This is a genomic window from Pseudomonas sp. LRF_L74, from assembly GCF_965644255.1.
Lineage (GTDB): Bacteria > Pseudomonadota > Gammaproteobacteria > Pseudomonadales > Pseudomonadaceae > Aquipseudomonas.
Genome location: NZ_CBFFRH010000003.1, coordinates 513773 through 534257, shown reverse-complemented (window position 1 = coordinate 534257; position 20485 = coordinate 513773). Strand labels below are relative to the sequence as shown.

At 62.8% G+C, this 20485-nt stretch carries 15 protein-coding genes, 1 pseudogene and 1 riboswitch; of the genes and pseudogenes, 13 read left to right on the top strand and 3 right to left on the bottom strand.

Annotation, left to right across the window (positions count from 1 at the left end):
* Positions 1-49: 49 nt before the first annotated feature.
* From ACSZPK_RS11055 to ACSZPK_RS11000, 12 genes are all read left to right on the top strand, one after another.
* Complete coding sequence (locus ACSZPK_RS11055) at positions 50-547, top strand: sigma-70 family RNA polymerase sigma factor (protein ID WP_437881488.1); 498 nt, start codon at positions 50-52, stop codon at positions 545-547.
* Positions 544-1497, top strand: coding sequence for a FecR domain-containing protein (locus tag ACSZPK_RS11050; protein WP_437881487.1), 954 nt, complete (start codon positions 544-546; stop codon positions 1495-1497). The genes ACSZPK_RS11055 and ACSZPK_RS11050 overlap by 4 nt, the downstream gene beginning before the upstream one ends.
* Before the next feature lie 123 nt (positions 1498-1620).
* Positions 1621-4035, top strand: a complete 2415-nt coding sequence (locus tag ACSZPK_RS11045) for a TonB-dependent siderophore receptor (protein ID WP_437881486.1) — start codon at positions 1621-1623, stop codon at positions 4033-4035.
* Positions 4036-4298: 263 nt separating this feature from the next.
* A complete protein-coding gene (gene dnaE, locus ACSZPK_RS11040; RefSeq protein WP_437881485.1) occupies positions 4299-7832 on the top strand; it encodes a DNA polymerase III subunit alpha in 3534 nt (1177 codons plus the stop codon).
* 116 nt (positions 7833-7948) lie between these two features.
* Positions 7949-8902 carry an acetyl-CoA carboxylase carboxyl transferase subunit alpha gene (gene accA / locus ACSZPK_RS11035; RefSeq protein ID WP_437881484.1) on the top strand — a complete coding sequence of 318 codons (954 nt, stop codon included), beginning with the start codon at positions 7949-7951 and terminating at the stop codon, positions 8900-8902.
* Positions 8903-9053: 151 nt separating this feature from the next.
* Positions 9054-10358, top strand: coding sequence for a tRNA lysidine(34) synthetase TilS (tilS, locus tag ACSZPK_RS11030; RefSeq protein ID WP_437881581.1), 1305 nt, complete (start codon positions 9054-9056; stop codon positions 10356-10358).
* A gap of 171 nt (positions 10359-10529) precedes the next feature.
* Positions 10530-12161, top strand: a complete 1632-nt coding sequence (locus ACSZPK_RS11025; RefSeq protein WP_437881483.1) for a CTP synthase — start codon at positions 10530-10532, stop codon at positions 12159-12161.
* A 4-nt stretch (positions 12162-12165) separates the two neighbouring features.
* Entirely contained in the window at positions 12166-13011 is an 846-nt protein-coding gene (kdsA, locus tag ACSZPK_RS11020) for a 3-deoxy-8-phosphooctulonate synthase (RefSeq protein ID WP_437881482.1), read from the top strand.
* A gap of 145 nt (positions 13012-13156) precedes the next feature.
* The gene (gene eno / locus ACSZPK_RS11015; RefSeq protein ID WP_437881481.1) at positions 13157-14446 is read left to right on the top strand and encodes a phosphopyruvate hydratase; all 1290 of its coding nucleotides are present in this window, start codon (positions 13157-13159) and stop codon (positions 14444-14446) included.
* Between the two features lie 111 nt (positions 14447-14557).
* The gene (gene ftsB, locus ACSZPK_RS11010) at positions 14558-14839 is read left to right on the top strand and encodes a cell division protein FtsB (RefSeq protein ID WP_437881480.1); all 282 of its coding nucleotides are present in this window, start codon (positions 14558-14560) and stop codon (positions 14837-14839) included.
* Positions 14836-15543 carry a 2-C-methyl-D-erythritol 4-phosphate cytidylyltransferase gene (gene ispD, locus ACSZPK_RS11005; protein WP_437881479.1) on the top strand — a complete coding sequence of 236 codons (708 nt, stop codon included), beginning with the start codon at positions 14836-14838 and terminating at the stop codon, positions 15541-15543. The genes ftsB and ispD overlap by 4 nt, the downstream gene beginning before the upstream one ends.
* A gap of 334 nt (positions 15544-15877) precedes the next feature.
* A complete protein-coding gene (locus ACSZPK_RS11000; protein WP_437881478.1) occupies positions 15878-16693 on the top strand; it encodes a M48 family metallopeptidase in 816 nt (271 codons plus the stop codon).
* 82 nt (positions 16694-16775) lie between these two features.
* Here ACSZPK_RS11000 and ACSZPK_RS10995 read toward each other — a convergent pair.
* The 3 genes and pseudogenes from ACSZPK_RS10995 to ACSZPK_RS10985 form a co-directional block, all read right to left on the bottom strand.
* Positions 16776-17348 (bottom strand): annotated as a pseudogene (locus tag ACSZPK_RS10995) (TMEM165/GDT1 family protein); the annotation flags it as partial.
* A gap of 25 nt (positions 17349-17373) precedes the next feature.
* Positions 17374-17555: riboswitch (yybP-ykoY riboswitch) on the bottom strand.
* Positions 17556-17592: 37 nt separating this feature from the next.
* Positions 17593-18588 (bottom strand): methyltransferase, encoded by a 996-nt coding sequence (locus tag ACSZPK_RS10990; RefSeq protein ID WP_437881477.1) that lies wholly within the window; start codon positions 18586-18588, stop codon positions 17593-17595.
* 221 nt (positions 18589-18809) lie between these two features.
* Positions 18810-19775 carry a 2-hydroxyacid dehydrogenase gene (locus tag ACSZPK_RS10985; RefSeq protein ID WP_437881476.1) on the bottom strand — a complete coding sequence of 322 codons (966 nt, stop codon included), beginning with the start codon at positions 19773-19775 and terminating at the stop codon, positions 18810-18812.
* A gap of 79 nt (positions 19776-19854) precedes the next feature.
* On the opposite strand from ACSZPK_RS10985, the gene ACSZPK_RS10980 reads away from it, so the two are divergent.
* A complete protein-coding gene (locus ACSZPK_RS10980) occupies positions 19855-20481 on the top strand; it encodes a LysE family transporter (RefSeq protein ID WP_437881475.1) in 627 nt (208 codons plus the stop codon).
* Positions 20482-20485: the final 4 nt, after the last annotated feature.

Here is a 20485-nt window from a genome sequence, read left to right as displayed (position 1 = left end):
TTGATAATTGGTATCGATTCTCAAATGCGTTCCTGTATCGAGCCGATCCATGCCCGAATCTTCCGCACACACACCCATCGAGGTTCTGTACAGCGAACATCATGGCTGGCTGCACAATTGGCTGCGCAAGAAGCTGGGCTGTAGCGAGGTAGCGGCCGACTTGGCGCAGGACACCTTTCTGCGCCTCATCGACCGCGATGAACCGCTGCTGATCCGCGAGCCACGGGCCTACCTGGCGACCGTTGCCCGCAGCATGCTGAGCAATCATTTCCGGCGCAGGAAACTGGAGCAGGCCTACCTCGATGCCCTGGCGCAATTGCCAGAGGTTTTCGAGCCATCGCTGGAGGAGCGGGCAATCCTGATGGAAACCCTCATGGAACTGGATCGCCTGCTCGACGGACTGCCGGTGGCGGTGAAAAAAGCCTTTCTCTATTCCCAGCTCGAAGGTTGGTCCCAGGAGCGTATCGCTGCTGAACTCGACCTGTCGGTCTCGACGGTCAAGCGTTACATCGTCAAGGCCGGCGAGCGTTGCATCTTCCTTTCATGAAACAGCTGCCGATCCGCGAAGACGTCGTTCGCCAGGCCCTAGAGTGGATGGTCGAACTGCAGTCCTCCCAGTCCGGGCAAGCCACCCGCGAGGCATGGTCGAGCTGGCATGATGCCGACCCCGAGCACGCCCGCGCCTGGCAGCGTATCGAAGCCTTCGGGGAGCGTTTCGGCACGTTCGACGGTCCCGCCCGGAGAGTGCTGTCGCGTGCCGGCAGCGCCCCCGCTGACTCACCGCAACGGCGCCAGGCGATCAAGACCCTGCTGGTTCTGGCCGTGGCTTCGGGCGCGGCCTGGACGGTTCGCGAGCGCACCCCTTGGCCGAGCTGGACGGCCGACATCCGCACGACTACCGGCGAGCGACGGCATGTCTCGCTGGGCCATGGCATCGAACTGCAACTCAATGGCGCGACGGCCCTGGACTTCGACGCCGAGCGGCGGCAACTCTATCTGCGTAGTGGCGAGGTGCTGGTCGATACGCTGAACGTCAGTTCTGCCAGGCCGTTGCAGGTGATCTGCCGCGATGGCCAGGTCAGCGTGGAGCGCTCGCGCTTTTGCCTGGGGCAGTTCGAGCATGGCAGCCGTCTTGGTGTGTATGCCGGTGAGGTCACGTTGCGTGCAGCCGGCGTAATCCGTCAGGTCGGGCCCGCAACGACGCTACGATTCGATCAACTGCGGATATCACCTGCTCGCCCCGCAGGCTCGAATGACCTGGCCTGGCTCGAAGGCATGCTGGTGGTCGACGGCGTGCGCCTCGGCGACCTGTTGCAGGACCTGCAGCGCTATCGCCACGGCTACCTGGGCTGTGCGCAGTCGATTGCCGATTTGCGCGTATCCGGTACCTATCCGCTTGCTGACACTGATCGTGTTCTCGAAGCGCTGGCCGGCAACTTCGATCTACGCTTGCGTCGCTTCACCCGTTACTGGGCAACGCTGGAGCCCAAGGCGTAGCCGCCTGCGCCTGGCTAAAAGCCAGCCAGGATAAAAAATTTGCAAAAGGTGAACTGATTTTCATCTCTCGGGTGACTTGGACAGTAGAGCATCCACATACCGGCTCGGGAGAGCGCGCCTACAATGTCCACACTCACCAGCACACGACACCTATTCGCCCGCGGCAGCCTGGCCTGCGCGATTGCTTTCAGCCTGCCCTTCACGCTGTCCTCGACCCTGGCCGTTGCGCAAAGCGACAGCAGCCAGTCGTTCAATATTTCTCCCGGGCCGTTGTCCGAGGCGTTGAACAGCTTCGGCCGGCAGACCGGCATTCTGCTCTCCTATCCCGCAGTGCTCGCCGACGGTCGACAGAGCCCTGGACTGCAAGGCGACTATGGTATCGACGAGGGGTTGCAGCGCCTGCTGGCCGGCAGCGGCCTGCAGGCGGTTCGGCAGGGAGATGGCAGTTACGCGTTGCAGCCGGTGCCGGACGATGGCGTGCTCGAACTGGGCGCGACCAGTGTCAACGGCCAGCGGGACAATGGCTTGAGCACGGAAGGCAGCGGCTCCTATGCGGTGCGCGGCGCGTCGATCATGAAGGGCGCGCAATCGCTCAAGGACATTCCACAATCGGTCACGGTCGTCACGCGCAAGCAGATGGATGATCAGGGGGCCGTGTCGCTGGACGACGTTCTGGCCAAGACTCCCGGCATTACCCTGGTCAAGCGTCCGGGGGGAGGTAACGACATCTACTCCCGTGGTTTTCTCACCACCACGATCCAGTACGACGGCGTGCCGCTGGCCAGGGGCAGTTACTGGGGCAACTCGCTCGCGGCCAGTTCCGTGTACCTGGATCGGGTCGAAGTGCTGCGCGGGGCTCAGGGCCTGCTGGAGGGCGCGGGCAACCCTGCCGGCTCGGTCAATGTGGTGCGCAAGCGCGGCCTGGCCGAACCGGCCCTGGCCGTGGAGACTCGTGCCGGCTCCTGGGACAACTATGGCACTCGCCTGGACGTCGGCAGCGCCCTGGATGACGAAAAGCGACTGCGCAGCCGTTTCGTCGTGGATTACGAGGACCGTGGCTACTTCGTCGACACGATCGAGGACCGTAACCTCAACGCCTACGCGGCACTTGACTTCGACCTGACAGCCGATACCACGATGGGGATCGGCCTGGTCCGCTCGCACCTGAAGGGCAACCGCGCGTTGTATAGCGGGGTGCCGCGCTATGCCAACGGTTCCTCGCTGGACGTGTCCCGCTCGACCTATGTCGGAGCCGGGTGGAATGAATCCGAGCGTCGCGAGACCCAGGTATTCGCCGATATCGAGCACAGCTTCAATCCGGACTGGAAGCTCAAGGTCGCGGCCGCATTCGTCAAGGAGGACTGGGAAGCAGAGCAATCCAACAGTCAAGGCACGGTTGCGGTTGGTGGCGATACGGTCAACGGGACTGGCTACGTCTATGACTATTCCGCCACCAGCAAAGGCCTCGATGCCAATCTGAGTGGCAAGTTCGAGGCATTAGGCCTGTCTCAGGAGATCGTGCTGGGCGCCAACTACAGCAAGCAGAAGCGTGACGATGGCTACCTCCAGTACTCGCGTTACACGAGCTACAACGTCTTCGCGGTCAACCATGATGCACCTCGCCCGGACGGCGTTGTGACACCCTACAGTGCGGGCGCGCTCTACGACACCACGCAAAAAGGCATCTATGGCATGTGGCGCGCTCACCTGACCGACGACCTGACCCTGGTGCTGGGAGCTCGAAGCAGTTGGTACCTGAATCAGGAGAGCTCCGTCTACGGTGATTACGAGAACCGTAAAAGCGGCCAGGTCACCCCTTATGCGGGAGTGATCTATGCCCTCAATCCGCAGTGGTCGGTGTATGCCAGTTATGCCGACATCTTCCAGCCACAGCTGGAAAAGGACGCCCAGCAGAGCCAACTGGAGCCGATTGTCGGCGTCAACTACGAGGTCGGCATCAAGGGCGAACTGTTCGACGGTGCGCTGAATACCTCGCTGGCGATCTTCCGTATCGACCAGGAAAACCGCGCGGTCGAAGACCAGAATTCGCCGATGAATTGTGATGGCTGGTACTGCTACCGTGCCGCTGGCGAGGTACGTAGCGAAGGCATCGAACTCGAGGCGCATGGCGAGCTGTTGCCGGGCTGGCAGGTCAGCGGCGGTTATACCTATAACCGCAACAAGTATCTGGAGGACAACGATTCGGCCTTGATCGGCGAGCGTTTCGACTACAAGACGCCGGAGCACATCCTGCGGCTCTGGTCGGACTATCAGCTCACCGGTGCCTTGAGTCGCTGGAGCGTCGGCACCGGGGTTTCCTACCAGAGCGCGCGGGAAACCAGCACCATCACCCAGCAGGGCGGTTACTCGGTATGGGATGGCCGGGTCGCGTACCAGATCGACAAGCACTGGTCGGCGTCGGTGAACCTCAACAATATCTTCGACAAACGCTACTACTCGTACATGGACGACTTTTTCTACTCCAGCTACTTCGGCGAGCCGCGTAACTTCCTGCTGACGTTGCGCGGCAATTTCTAAGGCTGCTGGTGTTTCGGCCTGGATTTTGAGCCGGCAGGTTTGAGGCAGAAGCGGCCGGTTCCGTCATTCCCGCCTGTGCGGGAATGACGATGAACGTAAGCGTCCGCAATTTCCTCAACGCGGTCTGAGAAGTCGATCTGAGATCGTGAACAGGTTCTGAGCCTTTTTAACCTGACGAGATCTTTCCCTCGTCAGGTGTCGTGTCCTTTCCGGTCAGGACCGGTACAATCCCGGCCTCGTTTTTTGCCGTTACCGGAATCCCCATGACCGCCACCTTCGTCCACCTACGCCTGCACACCGAGTTTTCCCTGGTCGACGGCCTGGTCCGGGTCAAACCCCTGGTCAAGGCGGTGGCCGGTGCCGGTATGCCGGCGGTGGCGGTCACCGACCTGAGCAACATGTGTTCGCTGGTGAAGTTCTACAAGGCGGCCCAGGGCGGCGGGGTCAAGCCGATCTGCGGCGCCGATATCTGGCTGGCCAGCGAGGACGAGGACGGGCCGCTCAGCCGCCTGTCGCTGCTGGCGATGAATGCCAAGGGCTACCGCAACCTCACCGAGTTGATCTCCCGTGGCTGGATGGATGGCCAGAGCAACGACATGGTGATCATCCAGCGCGAGTGGGTGGCGCAGGCCGCCGAAGGCCTGATCGCGCTGTCGGCGGCCAAGGAAGGGGAGATCGGCCAGGCGTTGCTGGCGGGCGATCATGGCCGCGCCGAAGCACTGCTCAAGCGCTGGCTGGCGGTGTTTCCGGAGCGTTTCTATGTCGAGCTGCAGCGCACCAGCCGGGTCGGTGACGAGGAGCATGTGCATGCGGCGGTGGCCCTGGCCGACCGTTGCGGTGCGCCGCTGGTGGCGACCAACGATGTGCGTTTCCTCAAACAGGACGACTTCGAAGCCCACGAGACCCGCGTCTGCATCGGCGAGGGGCGTATCCTCGACGACCCGAACCGTCCGCGTAACTTTTCCGACCAGCAGTATCTCAAGACGCCCGAGGAAATGGCCGAGCTGTTCAGCGACCTGCCCGAGGCGCTGGAAAACACCCTCGAGATCGCCAAGCGCTGCAACATCGAAGTGCAGCTCGGCAAATATTTCCTGCCCGATTTCCCGACGCCCAATGGCATGGGTATCGACGACTACCTGCGCCACGCCTCGTTCGAGGGCCTGGAGGAGCGCCTGGCGGTGTTGTGGCCGAAAGACACCACGCCGAACTACGAAGAGAAGCGCCAGGTGTATGTCGACCGGCTCAATTTCGAGCTCGACATCATCATCCAGATGGGCTTTCCCGGCTACTTCCTGATCGTTATGGACTTCATCAAATGGGCCAAGAACAATGGTGTGCCGGTTGGCCCGGGCCGGGGTTCGGGAGCCGGTTCGCTGGTCGCCTACGTGCTGAAGATCACCGACCTCGACCCCCTGGCCTATGACCTGCTGTTCGAACGCTTCCTCAACCCGGAACGGATCTCCATGCCCGACTTCGACGTCGACTTCTGCATGGACGGTCGCGACCGGGTGATCGACTACGTGGCCGAGAAGTACGGCCGCAACGCGGTGAGCCAGATCATCACCTTCGGCTCCATGGCGGCCAAGGCGGTGGTGCGCGACGTGGCGCGGGTGCAGGGCAAGTCCTACGGCCTGGCCGATCGTCTGTCGAAGATGATCCCGTTCGAAGTCGGCATGACCCTGGAAAAAGCCTTCGAGATGGAAGAGCCGCTGCGCGACTTCGTCAAGAACGACGAAGAGGCCGCGGAAATCTGGGAGATGTCGCTCAAGCTCGAAGGTATCGTGCGTGGCACCGGCAAACACGCTGGCGGCGTGGTGATCGCGCCGACCAAGCTGACCGACTTCTCGCCGATCGCCTGTGACGAAGAGGGCGCCGGCCTGGTGACCCAGTTCGACAAGGACGACGTCGAGCAGGCTGGCCTGGTCAAGTTCGACTTCCTTGGCCTGCGCACCCTGACCATTATCAAGTGGGCGATGGAGACCATCCACCGCGACCAGCGTGCGGCAGGGGTGGCGGAAGACAAGCTGGTCAACATCGACTTCATCCCGCTGGATGACAAGAAAACCTACGACATGCTGCAGAAGGCCGAGACCACGGCGGTCTTCCAGCTTGAATCGCGCGGCATGAAGGAGTTGATCAAGAAGCTCAAGCCCGACTGCCTGGAGGACATGATCGCCCTGGTTGCACTGTTCCGCCCCGGTCCGCTGCAATCGGGCATGGTGGACGACTTCATCAACCGCAAGCACGGCCGCGAGCAGTTGTCCTATCCACACCCCAACTACCAGTACGCCGGCCTGGAGCCGGTGCTGAAGCCGACCTACGGCATCATCCTGTACCAGGAACAGGTGATGCAGATCGCCCAGGTCATGGCCGGCTACACCCTTGGCGGTGCGGACATGCTGCGTCGTGCCATGGGCAAGAAGAAGCCCGAGGAAATGGCCAAGCAGCGCGGCGGCTTCATCGAGGGGTGTGCCAGCAACAACATCGATGGCGACTTGGCGGGCAACATCTTCGACCTGGTGGAAAAATTCGCCGGCTACGGCTTCAACAAATCCCACTCGGCCGCCTACGGCCTGGTCTCGTACCAGACCGCCTGGCTCAAGGCGCATTACCCGGCGCCGTTCATGGCGGCGGTGCTGTCGGCGGATATGCACAACACCGACAAGGTGGTGATCATCATCGAGGAATGCCGCAACATGAAGTTGCGCATCGATCCGCCGGATGTCAACGCCTCGGAATTCAAGTTCACCGTCAACGACGACGGCCGTATCGTCTACGGCCTGGGCGCGGTGAAAGGGGTGGGCGAGGGCCCGGTCGAGGCCATCGTCGAGTGCCGTGCCGAGGGTGGGCCATTCAAGGATCTGTTCGATTTCTGCAACCGTGTCGACCTCAAGCGCATCAACAAACGCACCCTGGACGCCCTGGTGCGCAGTGGCGCGCTGGATCGCCTCGGGCCGTTCTATCAGGACGAACTCAAGGCCTATCAGGCCAGCGTCGACAAGAACCGTGCGGTGCTGCTGGCTTCGATGGAAGAGGCGATACAGACCGCCGAGCAGACAGCTCGCAGCCATGACAGCGGTCACATGGACCTGTTCGGCGGCCTGTTCGCCGAGCCCGAGGCGGACATGTACGCCAGCCATCGCAAGGCGCGCGAGCTGTCGATCAAGGAACGCCTGAAAGGCGAGAAAGACACCCTTGGCCTGTATCTCTCCGGTCACCCCATCGATGAGTACGAAGGCGAGGTGCGGCGCTTCGCCCGCCAGCGTATCGTCGAACTGCGCCCGTCACGGGAGACCCAGACCATCGCCGGACTGATCGTCAACCTGCGGGTGATGAGGAACAAGAAGGGCGACAAGATGGGCTTCATCACCCTGGACGACCGTTCCGGGCGCATCGAGGCCTCGTTGTTCGCCGATGCCTTCGCCAGTAACCAGGCTCTGCTGCAGAGCGACACCCTGGTGGTGGTCGAGGGCGAGGTCAGCAACGACGAGTTCTCCGGTGGCATGCGTCTGCGCGCCAAGCGCGTGATGAGTCTGGAGGAGGCCCGCACCGGCCTGGCCGAGAGCCTGCGCCTGCGCGTGGCGCGCGAAGCCTTGCAAGGCGATCGTCTACGCTGGATGGCGGAGTTGCTCGGCAAATATAAAGGGGCTTGCCCGCTGACCCTGGATTACAGCGGCAGCGACGCCCGTGCCGTGTTGCAGTTCGGCGAACAGTGGCGAATCGACCCTGCCGACGGACTGATTCAGGCGTTGCGTGACCAGTTCGGCCGCGACAACGTCTTCCTCCAATACCGCTGATCGGTGGCCCCTCGGGGCCGCCTCAGAACTCGACCCCGTGCGCCATATCTTTTAAGGTAGGCGCCCAGATGGAATCAGCAGCCCGGCCCTATGGCCGCCGATGTTAACGGACGCCTATGAACCCGAATTTTCTCGATTTCGAACAGCCTATCGCCGACCTGCAAGCCAAGATCGAAGAGTTGCGCCTGGTCGGTAACGACAACGCGCTGAACATCAGCGACGAGATTTCCCGGCTGCAAGACAAGAGCAAGAGCCTGACCGAAAGCATTTTCGGCAACCTCAGCAGCTGGCAGATTTCCCAGCTCTCGCGCCATCCGCGCCGTCCGTACACCCTGGACTACATCCAACACATCTTCACCGAGTTCGACGAGCTGCACGGTGATCGTCACTTCTCCGACGACGCGGCCCTGGTCGGCGGTGTCGCCCGTCTGGACGACCAGCCGGTGATGATCATCGGCCACCAGAAGGGTCGCGAAGTGCGCGAGAAAGTGCGTCGCAACTTCGGCATGCCGCGCCCGGAAGGCTACCGCAAGGCCTGCCGCCTGATGGAGATGGCCGAGCGCTTCAAGCTGCCGATCCTGACCTTCATCGATACCCCCGGCGCGTATCCGGGCATCGACGCCGAAGAGCGCAACCAGAGCGAGGCCATCGCCTGGAACCTGCGTGTCATGGCGCGCCTGAAAACCCCGATCATCGCCACCGTCATCGGTGAGGGTGGTTCCGGCGGCGCACTGGCCATCGGTGTGTGCGACCAGTTGAACATGCTGCAGTACTCCACCTACTCGGTGATCTCGCCGGAAGGTTGCGCCTCGATCCTGTGGAAAACCGCAGAAAAGGCACCGGATGCCGCCGAGGCCATGGGCATCACCGCCGAGCGCCTGAAAGGCCTGGGCATCGTCGACAAGGTCATCCCGGAACCACTGGGCGGCGCCCATCGCGACCCGGCCGTTGCCGCCGCCAGTATCCGTGCCGATCTGCTGGAGCAACTGGCAGGCCTGCGCAAGCTGGACCACGACAAGCTGCTGCAACGCCGTTATGACCGCCTGATGAGCTACGGTCTGGCGTCCTGAGTCGAATGCTGTAGACGAAACGGGCCCGCAGGCCCGTTTTTTGTTTAAGCTCGCTGTCCTTGTTGATCGTTTCCGCGCGCGGCGGTGTTGAGTCGCCCGAGCAAATCATGGCTGTGAGCGTGGTGAGGAGCGAAAGCGGGCCATGGCAACAATGAGCACCCTGCAACAAAAACTCCTTCGCGCACTACAAGGCTGGCTGCGTGCCCCTGCCTGGCGCCTGGCCCTGTCCGGAGGGCTGGACTCGACCGTTCTCGTGCATCTGTTGGCTGGATTGCGCGCGCATCACGCATTGCCGCCGTTATCCGCAATCCATATCCACCATGGATTGCAGGCGGTTGCTGATGGCTGGCCTGCTCACTGTCAAAGGCTCTGCGAGTCCCTGAATATTGCGCTGTTGGTCGAGCGCGTCCAGGTCGACAACGCTGCCAGCCTGGAGCGGGCGGCGCGTGATGCCCGTTACGCGGCTTTCGCCCGAATGCTGGGCAAGGACGAAGTGCTGCTCATGGCCCAGCATCGTGACGACCAGGCCGAAACGTTCTTGCTCCGACTGATGCGTGGTGCTGGCGTGCTGGGCCTGGCTGGCATGCCTGCGAGCCGTTACCTGGGAGAGGGCAGGCTGGTGCGGCCATTGCTGGATGTGAGCCGTGCGGAACTGCTGGCGTATGCCGAGCAGAATGAACTCGAATGGATCGAAGATCCGTCCAATGCGGATACCCGACTGTCGCGCAATTTCCTGCGCCATGAGGTCGTGCCGAAGCTGGATGCCCACTGGCCGTCGGCAAGCCAGAACATTGCCCGCAGCGCTGCCCATCTTCGCGAAGCACAGGCTCTGCTCGATGACCTGGCCGCAGAAGACCTTGCCCGATCCGCTGCCGATCATTCGTTCACCTGGTTGCGGTTGCCTGGTTTGCGCTTGCAGCCTTTGCGGGGCTTGTCCGCCGCCCGCCAGCGCAATGCCCTGCGAGCCTGGCTGGCCCGGCGCACGCTGTTGCCCGATAGCGACCACTGGGTCGGTTGGGAAGCATTGCGTGATGCTGCGCCCGAAGCCAACCCGGTCTGGCGCTTGCACGGCGGAGAACTGCGGCGGGCTGTCGGCCATCTGTGGTGGCTCGATGGCGCCTGGTTGGATGTTCTCCAGGCGCCGCCAGTCTGGAGCAAGGCAAAAGATGCCCTTGAACTGCCGGGCAACGGCTCGCTGTATCTGGATGGACCTGCGCCGCCCGGTGCGCTGCAGGTCCGTTACCGCCTGGGTGGGGAGCGCATGCACCTGCCAGGACGCGGCCATCGCGACCTCAAGCGCCTGCTCAACGAATGGCATGTTCCTGCATTCGTGCGCGATCGTTTGCCGCTGCTGTTCGTCGATGATGAGCTCCTGGCTATCGCCAATCTGCCTGGGCTCGACGGTTCCCAGCATGGCGACTGGCGTTTGCGCTGGATCGCGCCGACGAACGCGTAAGGTTTGAGCTGATGAGGGCTTTCCGGTAGACTACGCTCCCGTCTTATCACTGCTTCTGTGGACTCCTTCTGGAACCCGCAGCGGCATGCTTATTTCAGGTTGGCCACGAGCCGGCCTGCGCTTTTACCCCGGCGGCACCGACCGCTTGAACGCAGACTTCTAGGATTTTTCATGACGCGCTACATATTCGTGACGGGCGGTGTTGTTTCTTCATTGGGGAAAGGCATCGCCTCGGCATCTTTGGCGGCTATCCTGGAGGCGCGTGGCCTGAAGGTCACGATGCTCAAGCTGGACCCGTACATCAACGTCGATCCGGGCACCATGAGCCCGTTCCAGCATGGTGAAGTGTTCGTCACCCACGACGGCGCCGAGACCGACCTCGACCTCGGTCACTATGAGCGGTTCATCCGCACGACCATGAGCAAGAGCAACAACTTCACCACCGGCCGCGTCTACGAAGACGTGCTGCGCAAGGAGCGCCGTGGCGATTACCTGGGGGCGACCATCCAGGTCATCCCGCACATCACCGACGAGATCAAGCGCCGCATCATCAAGGGTGCCGGCGATGCCGACGTGGCCATGGTCGAGATTGGCGGCACCGTGGGCGACATCGAGTCCCAGCCGTTCCTCGAAGCCATTCGCCAGTTGCGCGTGGAAGTGGGCGCCAAGCGCGCCATGCTGATGCACCTGACCCTGGTGCCGTACATCGCCACCGCTGGCGAGACCAAGACCAAGCCGACCCAGCATTCGGTCAAGGAACTGCGCTCCATCGGCCTGCAGCCTGACGTGCTGGTATGCCGTTCCGACCACGAGATCGACCTGTCCTCGCGGCGCAAGATCGCCCTGTTCACCAACGTCGAAGAACGCGCGGTGATCGGCCTGGAAGACGTCGACACCATCTACAAGATTCCGTCGGTGCTGCACGCCCAGGGCCTGGACGATTTCGTCGTCGAGCGCTTCGGCTTGCAGTGCGGCCCGGCCGACCTGTCCGAGTGGGACCGCGTGGTCGATGCCAAGCTGAACCCGGAAAAAGACGTGACCATCGCCATGGTCGGCAAGTACATGGAGCTGCTGGACGCCTACAAGTCGCTGATCGAAGCGATGAGCCATGCCGGCATCACCAACCGGACCAAGGTCAACCTGCGCTACATCGATTCCGAGGACATCGAGAACCAGGGCACCGGCCTGCTCGAAGGCGTCGACGCCATCCTGGTTCCGGGCGGCTTCGGCCTGCGCGGCGTGGAAGGCAAGATCAAGACCGTGCAGTACGCTCGCGAGAACAAGATCCCGTACCTGGGCATCTGCCTCGGCATGCAGGTGGCGGTCATCGAATACGCCCGCAACGTGCTGGGCTGGAGCGATGCCAACTCCTCCGAGTTCACCCAGGACAGCAAGCACCCGGTGGTCGGCCTGATCACCGAATGGCAGGACGCCACCGGCGCCACTGAAACCCGCGATGCCGCCTCCGACCTGGGCGGCACCATGCGCCTCGGCGCCCAGGATTGCCAACTGGTCGAAGGCTCCAACGTACGCGCCTGCTACGGCAAGGACGTGATCGTCGAGCGTCACCGTCATCGCTACGAAGTGAACAACAACCTGCTGCCGCAGTTGATCGAGGCCGGCCTCAAGGTCTCGGGTCGTTCCGCCGATGGCGCGCTGGTCGAAGTGGTCGAGGCCCCGGATCACCCGTGGTTCGTCGCCTGCCAGTTCCACCCGGAATTCACTTCCACGCCGCGCGACGGTCACCCGCTGTTCAGCGGTTTCGTCAACGCCGCACTGGCGCAGAAAGCGAAGAAGGCCTGACCGCATGGCGCAGAAGATCATCAAGGTCGGCGACATCGAGATCGCCAACGACAAACCGTTCGTCCTCTTCGGCGGGATCAACGTCCTCGAATCCCGTGACCTGGCCATGACCGCCTGCGAGGCGTATGTGAAGGTCACCGAGAAGCTTGGTATTCCCTACGTGTTCAAGGCCAGCTTCGACAAGGCCAACCGTTCTTCCGTCACCTCCTTCCGTGGCCCCGGCCTGGAAGAAGGCATGAAGATCTTCGAAGAGGTGAAGAAAACTTTCGGCGTGCCGGTGATCACCGACGTTCACGAGCCTTGCCAGGCGCAGCCGGTGGCGGACGTGTGCGACATCATCCAGTTGCCGGCGTTCCTGTCGCGCCAGACCGATCTGGTGGTGGCGATGGCCAAGACCGGCGCGGTGATCAACATCAAGAAAGCCCAGTTCCTTGCGCCGCAGGAAATGAAACATATTCTCGCCAAGTGTGTCGAAGCCGGCAACGATCAGCTCATCCTCTGCGAGCGTGGTTCATCCTTCGGGTACAACAACCTGGTGGTGGACATGCTCGGCTTCGGCATCATGAAGGCCTTCGAGTATCCGGTGTTCTTCGACGTTACCCACGCCCTGCAGATGCCGGGTGGCCGCGCGGACTCCGCTGGTGGCCGCCGTGCCCAGGTCACTGAACTGGCCAAGGCCGGTATCAGCCAGGGCCTGGCGGGGCTGTTCCTCGAGGCGCATCCCGATCCGGAAAACGCCAAGTGCGATGGTCCTTGTGCCCTGCGCCTGGACAAGCTCGAACCGTTCCTCACCCAGCTCAAGCAGTTGGATGACCTGATCAAGAGCCAGGAGCCGATCGAGACCGCCTGAATCGGCGTTTCTCCCGATCGTTTCAACCGTTTCACCGCCCGGCCTGTCCGCCGGGTCGTCATGTCCGCCGGGCCTGCCGTTGATTGCCCGTCCGACAGCCGAATGCAGCAGTGCGTTTTCGTCAACCTTTGGAGTGCTTACAAGAATGGCAAAGATCGTCGATATCAAGGGTCGTGAGGTTCTCGACTCCCGTGGCAACCCCACCGTCGAAGCGGACGTGATCCTCGATAACGGTATCGTCGGCCGCGCCTGTGCGCCGTCCGGTGCCTCGACCGGTTCCCGCGAAGCACTGGAACTGCGTGATGGCGACAAGAGCCGTTACCTGGGCAAGGGCGTGTTGAAGGCCGTGGCCAACATCAATGGCCCGATTCGCGATGCGCTGCTGGGCAAGGACCCGGTCGAGCAGAAAGCGCTGGACAAGGCGATGATCGATCTCGATGGCACCGAGAACAAGGCCAAGCTGGGCGCCAATGCGATCCTCGCCGTATCACTGGCCGCTGCCAAGGCTGCCGCCGAAGACCAGGACCTGCCGCTGTACGCGCATATCGCCAACCTCAACGGCACGCCTGGCCAGTACTCCATGCCGGTGCCGATGATGAACATCATCAACGGCGGCGAGCATGCCGACAACAACGTCGACATCCAGGAGTTCATGGTCCAGCCGGTCGGCGCGAAGAACTTCGCTGACGCCCTGCGTATCGGCGCCGAGATCTTCCATCACCTGAAAGCCGTGCTCAAGGCCCGTGGCCTGAACACCGCCGTAGGCGACGAAGGCGGTTTCGCCCCGAACCTGACCTCCAACGAGGATGCCCTGTCGGCCATCGCTGAAGCGGTCGCCAACGCCGGCTACAAACTGGGCAGCGACGTGACCCTGGCGCTGGACTGCGCGGCCAGCGAGTTCTTCGAAGACGGCAAGTACAACCTGTCCGGCGAAGGCAAGTCCTTCGATGCCGAAGGTTTCGCCGACTACCTGAAAGGCCTGACCGAGCGCTTCCCGATCATCTCCATCGAAGATGGCCTGGACGAGTCCGACTGGGCCGGCTGGAAGATCCTCACCGACAAGATCGGCGCCAAGGTGCAACTGGTCGGCGACGACCTGTTCGTGACCAACACCAAGATCCTCAAGGAAGGCATCGACAAGGGCATCGGTAACTCGATCCTGATCAAGTTCAACCAGATCGGCTCGTTGAGCGAAACCCTGGAAGCCATCCAGATGGCCAAGGCCGCCGGCTACACCGCGGTGATCTCGCACCGTTCCGGCGAAACCGAAGACAGCACCATCGCCGACCTGGCCGTGGGCACTTCCGCCGGCCAGATCAAGACCGGCTCGCTGTGCCGTTCCGACCGCGTTTCCAAGTACAATCAGTTGCTGCGTATTGAAGAGCAACTGGGCGCCAAGGCGCCGTACAAGGGCCGCGCCGAGTTTCGCGGTTAAGTGATGCAGTGAATATCCTGGCCGGCGATTCGTCACTGAAGTTTTCACCGGCCGGGTGAAGAATGGTAAAAGGGCAGCCTCTCGTGCTGCCCTTTTCGTACGGTCCTATCGATGGCAAAAGCCCCTTACTGGTTGTTCCTCGTCCTGCTGCTGGTCCTTTCAGGCCTGCAGTACCGCCTTTGGGTGGGCGATGGCAGCCTGGCTCAGGTCACCGATCTGCAGCACCAGATATCCGAGCAGAAGGGCGAGAACGAGCGCCTGCTCGAGCGCAACCGCGTGCTCGAGGCCGAGGTGACGGAGCTGAAGAAAGGCACCGAGACCGTCGAGGAACGTGCGCGCCACGAGCTCGGCATGGTCAAGGATGGCGAAACCCTTTACCAGTTGGCCGAATGACGAACGATTCCCTGCCGTCTTTCTGGCTGATCATTCCTGCGGCAGGCATTGGCTCGCGCATGCGTGCCGACCGCCCCAAGCAGTACCTGCAACTGGCTGGCCGCACGATTCTCGAACACACCCTCGCTTGCTTCCTCGGCCATCCCCGGCTGAAAGGCACGGTGGTCAGTCTTGCCGTCGACGATCCTTATTGGGCGACGCTGGAAAGCTCGCGCAACGAACTCATCGAGTGCGCACCAGGGGGCGAAGAACGCTCCGACTCCGTGCTTAACGCGCTGCTGCGCCTGCTCGAACTGGGGGCCCAGCCGGACGATTGGGTATTGGTCCACGATGCGGCGCGCCCGAACCTGTCCCGCCAGGACCTGGACAACCTGCTCAGTGCCTTGGCCGATGATCCGGTCGGCGGCCTGCTTGGCGTGCCAGCGCGCGACACGCTCAAGCGGGTCGATGCCGATGGCCGCGTCGTCGAAACGGTAAACCGTAGCGTTATCTGGCAAGCCTTCACACCGCAGATGTTTCGCTTCGCTGCATTGCACCGTGCCTTGGCCGATGCCTTGGTGGCGGGTGTTGCGGTCACTGACGAAGCGTCGGCGATGGAGTGGGCGGGCTTCGCTCCGCGCCTGGTCGAAGGGCGTTCCGACAACCTCAAGGTCACCCGCCCGGAAGACCTGGACTGGCTCAGGCAACGCTGGGCACAGCGCTAGTCGTGTTGCGCTGTAGGGCCTGTTGTAATGACTGTTTCGAGGTAATTGCGGACGTTCAAGATTATTAACCGTCACTCCCGCGAAGGCGGGAGCCCAAATAAAAGGCGCTTCTGGGTTCCCGCCTTCGCGGGAATGACGGCTAAATACACCGAGTAATAACGGTCATCGCACGAACGTCCGCTTCTGCCTCAAGGCGGCCTACCCATAACGCAGCGTGAAATGTAGACAGCTTGTAACCCTCTGTATGTATTTCGTCACGTGACCGTCGCGCGGGTGTTGTCTCGCCCAAAAGGTCGCCGTAGCATGCGCGTCTTGTCTGGAAACGGAGAGCCCCATGCATAGCAAGTTTCGTCTGGCCGTCATGGCTGCCTGCATTTCCCTGGCGTCCTGCCAGGCGATGGATACCACCAGTGGCGGCGCGGTTGGTGTCGATCGCAAGCAATACACCCTGTTCCCGGTGTCGAGTACGGAGATCAACCAGGCTTATGCGCAGTCCTACAAGGAGACCCTGAGCCAGGCTTCGAACAAAGGCGTGCTGGATACCAGTAGCAGCGACGCCAAGCGTCTGCAGGCGATCGGCAAGCGGGTGATCGCGCAGACCTCGGTGTTTCGTCCGGATGCGGCCCAGTGGCAGTGGGAAGTGAACCTGATCGACAGCGACGAGTTGAACGCCAACTGCGGTCCTGGCGGCAAGATCATCTTCTACAAGGGGTTGATCGACCAACTGAAACTGACCGACGACGAGATCGCCGCGGTGATGGGCCATGAGATCGCCCACGCCCTGCGCGAGCACAGTCGTGAGGCCTATTCCAAGGCGCAAGGCGTGCAGGTCGCGACCCAGTTGGGCTCGGCTTTCGGCCTGGGCGACAGCAACCTGCAGTTGGCCAACGTCGGCGTGGAATACCTGATGACCCTGCCCAACAGCCGGGCCAACGAGAACGAGGCGGACATCATCGGCCTGGAGTTGGCTGCCCGTGCCGGCTACAACCCGAACGCAGCGATCAGCCTGTGGCAGAAGATGAGCAAGGCCGGCGGCGGTGCCCCGCCGGAGTTCATGAGTACGCACCCATCGTCGAACAGCCGTATCTCCTCGCTGCAGGCGGCGATTCCCAAGGTCATGCCGCTGTATGAGCAAGCCAAGCGCTCGTAAACGACGCTTCGTCTTGAACAAGGCCGGCATCCAGGATGCCGGCCTTTTGCGTTATGGCCGGATCGGCCGCTTGTGCCTCCTGGCCGCCAATCCCCAGCGCCTGGCAGGCGGCATAGACGGCCAGGACCATGAACGCCAGGGCGGCGATGCGGCGGATCAGGGCGAGGGGAAGCCGTTCGGCGGCGAAGTTGCCGGCCAGCACCACGGGGACATTGGCGATCAGCATGCCCAGGCTGGTGCCGATCACCACCATCAGGAAGTGTGGGTACTGAGCTGCCAGCATGACTGTGGCGATCTGCGTCTTGTCACCCATCTCTGCCAGGAAGAAGGCGACGAGGGTGGTCAGGAACGGGCCATAGCGGCCGGTCATGGAGCCGTTTTCGTTGAGCTTGTCGGGCACCAGTGTCCACAGGGATACCACGCTGAAGCAGGCCGCCAGGGCCCAGTTCAGCATCGTTTCGGAGAGGACGCCGGCGATCCAGCTACCTATCGCGCCCGCTGCGAAATGATTGGCCAGGGTCGCTGCGAGCATGCCGCCGATGATCGGCCACGGGCGTCGGAAGCGGCAGGCCAGGAGCAAGGCGAGCAATTGCGTCTTGTCACCGATTTCGGCCAGGGCCACCACTGCGGTGGGGATGAACAGCGATTCCAGCATCGAGCTTCCAGGGGGCGGGACGACAGATCGCTCATGACACGCAGGCCTGCCCACCCCGGACCAGGTCATTGCATGTCATAGGTCTTGTCAAACCGCAGGCCCGAAGGCTGACTTGGGTTGCACGCACCATGGTCTGTGGACCAAGCATGTTGACGCGTGCCGGACGAGCAGGGCGCTCGTGGGAGACTACTCCCCTAGGACGGGCAGGATTTTGCCCAAGCCGGCCGGCCAGGGCAAGCCGATTTCAGTTGCGCGTGGCTCGATAGATACGGAAGCCGCTGCCCTCGGCCAGCACCTGGCAGGGGCCCAGGTGCCGTTCGATCAGCGGCGGGTACTTGAGAAAACTGTTGGCGACTATGCGCAGTTCGCCACCGGGGCGCAGATGGCGAGCGGCGTGGCTGAGCAGGTCTTCGGTCGCTTGGTAAGCCGTGTGTACGCCGTCGTGGAAGGGCGGGTTGCTGATGATCGCACTCAGCCCTTCGGGGGCGGCGTGGATGCCATCGGCACAGATGACGTCGCCCTCGAGGGCATTGGCGGCAAGCGTCAGGCGACTGCTGGCGGCGGCGAAGGCATCGACGTCGAGCAGGGTCAGGGTGCTGCCCGGATAACGGCGCTTGAGAGCCGATCCGAGTACGCCAGCCCCACAGCCGAAGTCCAGCAGGTGCCCGGCAGGAAGCGCACCGAGGTGTTCGAGCAGTAGCTCGCTGCCACGGTCCAGGCGCCCATGGCTGAACACGCCCGGCAGGCTGATGACCTCGAGCGGGCCGTCGTTCAGTTCAAGGCTGTAGCGCTTGGCCAGGTTTTCCAGCACCGGTGCCGCAGGTACGTTTTCCACGGTGACGACCCAGAGTTGGCAGTGGCGTGCGCTATCCAGCTTGCGTGGGCGGCCGAAGGCGGACAGTTGCCTGGCCGCCCGCTCGATGCCGCCACGCTTTTCGCCAACCAGGAACAACTCGCCGCCGGGCAGTCGCGCAGCCAGGGATTGCAGCAGGTAGTCGGCCAGGTCGCGAGACTTGGACAGAAACAGAGCGGCACTGGCGAAACCTGTCGGCGCTTCGGTGCCGAAGTGGCTGCGCCCGGCGAAACGAGCCTCGATCGCCGCCTGTTCGCCAGCGTGCCAGGACCAGCCACGGGCGTTGGGCAATTGCCCCAGGAGGTCGTCCGCCGCTAGACCGGCCAGGAGCACTTCGCCCTGGAACAGTTCGATGTTGCGCAGCAGTACTTCGCTTCTAGGGTCCATGGCCAGGCCTTGTATTCAAAGGGCGCGTAGCTTAGCAGGCCGTTGAAAAACTACCTACGTTGTCATTGCAGCGTTAAAAACAGGCTCGTGTGCGAGTCCAATCAAAATGCTCATTTACAGCGCGTAAACTCGAATGCGAGCCCAGTCCGTTTTTCGCCTGTTTTTGCGGGGCCGCCATCGGTGTTGCACTGACTGCCTCGCCTACGTTTTTCAACGGACTGTTAGCCGACCACCCGCTTCGGTGCACCGGCCAGGAACGCCTGGGCGTTTTCTGCCAACTGGCCAACGATGCGCTGGCGCGCTTCGCGGCTGCCCCAGGCATTGTGCGGGGTGATGATCAGGCGTGGGATATCGGCGGCCAGCAAGGGGTTGCCATTGCGCGGCGGCTCCTCGCTCAACACATCGAATGCGGCCCCGCCGAGATGGCCGGCGCGCAGGGCGTCCGCCAGTGCCTGTTCGTCGACCAGGCCGCCACGCGCGGTGTTGATCAGGAACGCGTTGGGTTTCATCGCCGCGATCTGGCGGGCGCCGATCAGGTTGCGGGTGTGCTCGTTGAGCGGGCAATGCAGGGTCAGGGCATCGACCTGTGGCAGCAATTCATCCAGGGCAATGCGATCCGCGCGAGCTGGCCGGCCGGGCAGGGCGCCGAGCAGCACGCGCATGCCGAAGGCTTCGGCCAGCCTGGCGACAGCGCTGCCGAGTTCGCCATGGCCGAGCAGGCCGAGGGTCTTGCCTTCCAGCTCGACGATGGGAAAGTCCAGCAGGCAGAACTGCGACGCCTGCTGCCAGTGTCCGGCGTCTACCGCCTTGCGATAGTCGGCCAGGCGGGTGGCGAGGGTGAGCAGCAGCATCAGCGTGTGCTGGGCCACCGATGGCGTACCGTAGCCCTGGCAGTTGCTGACCACGATGCCGTGGCGCCGGGCGGCTTCCAGGTCGACATTGTTGGTGCCGGTCGCGGAAATCAGGATCAGCTTCAGGTCCGGATTGGCGGCCAGGCTCTCGGCATCCAGGCGAACCTTGTTGCTGATCGCCACCTGTGCGCCGCGCAGGCGTTCGCTGACCTGTTCGGCGGCGCTGCTGTCATACAGGGCCAGCTCGTCGAAGGCTGCGCGCAGCGGCAGCAGGTCCAGATCACCCTGGTCGAGGGAGGCGTGGTCGAGAAATACTGCACGGGTGCTTTGACGCATTGGCTGTACCTGTCTTGAGTCATTGGCTTCGCGTAAGGTTGCCAGCCTTGAAACAGGATTCCCACTATTCGGAGGTTGCATGTACTGGGCGGAGTTTCTCACCGTGGCCGTCATTCACCTGTTGGCGGTTGCCAGCCCAGGACCGGATTTCGCCATCGTGGTGCGCGAGAGCGTGGCCCATGGGCGCCGTGCCGGTGTGTGGACGGCGTTGGGCGTGGGCTGCGGCATCTTCGTCCACGTTGCCTATTCACTGCTGGGTATCGGCCTGATCGTGTCGCAGTCGATCGTGTTGTTCAACGTACTGAAGTGGTTGGCCGCCGGCTACCTGCTGTACATCGGCATCAAGGCGCTGCGTGCTCGTCCGGCGGCAGCGGATAGCCTGGAACCGGCGCTGGCCGAGGCGCGTACCTCGCGCGGCGCCTTCGTCAGCGGCTTCGTCACCAACGGCCTCAACCCCAAGGCGACGCTGTTCTTCCTCTCCCTGTTCACCGTGGTCATCAACCCGCATACACCGTTGCTGGTGCAGGCGGGCTATGGCGTCTACCTGGCCGTTGCCACGGGGCTGTGGTTCTGCCTGGTCGCCGCCTTGTTCAGCCAGGCCCGGGTGCGCGCCGGGTTCGCCCGCATGGGGCATTGGTTCGACCGTGCGATGGGCGCGGTGTTGATTGGCCTGGGCATCAAGTTGGCGTTCACTCAGGTGCGGTGAGCCC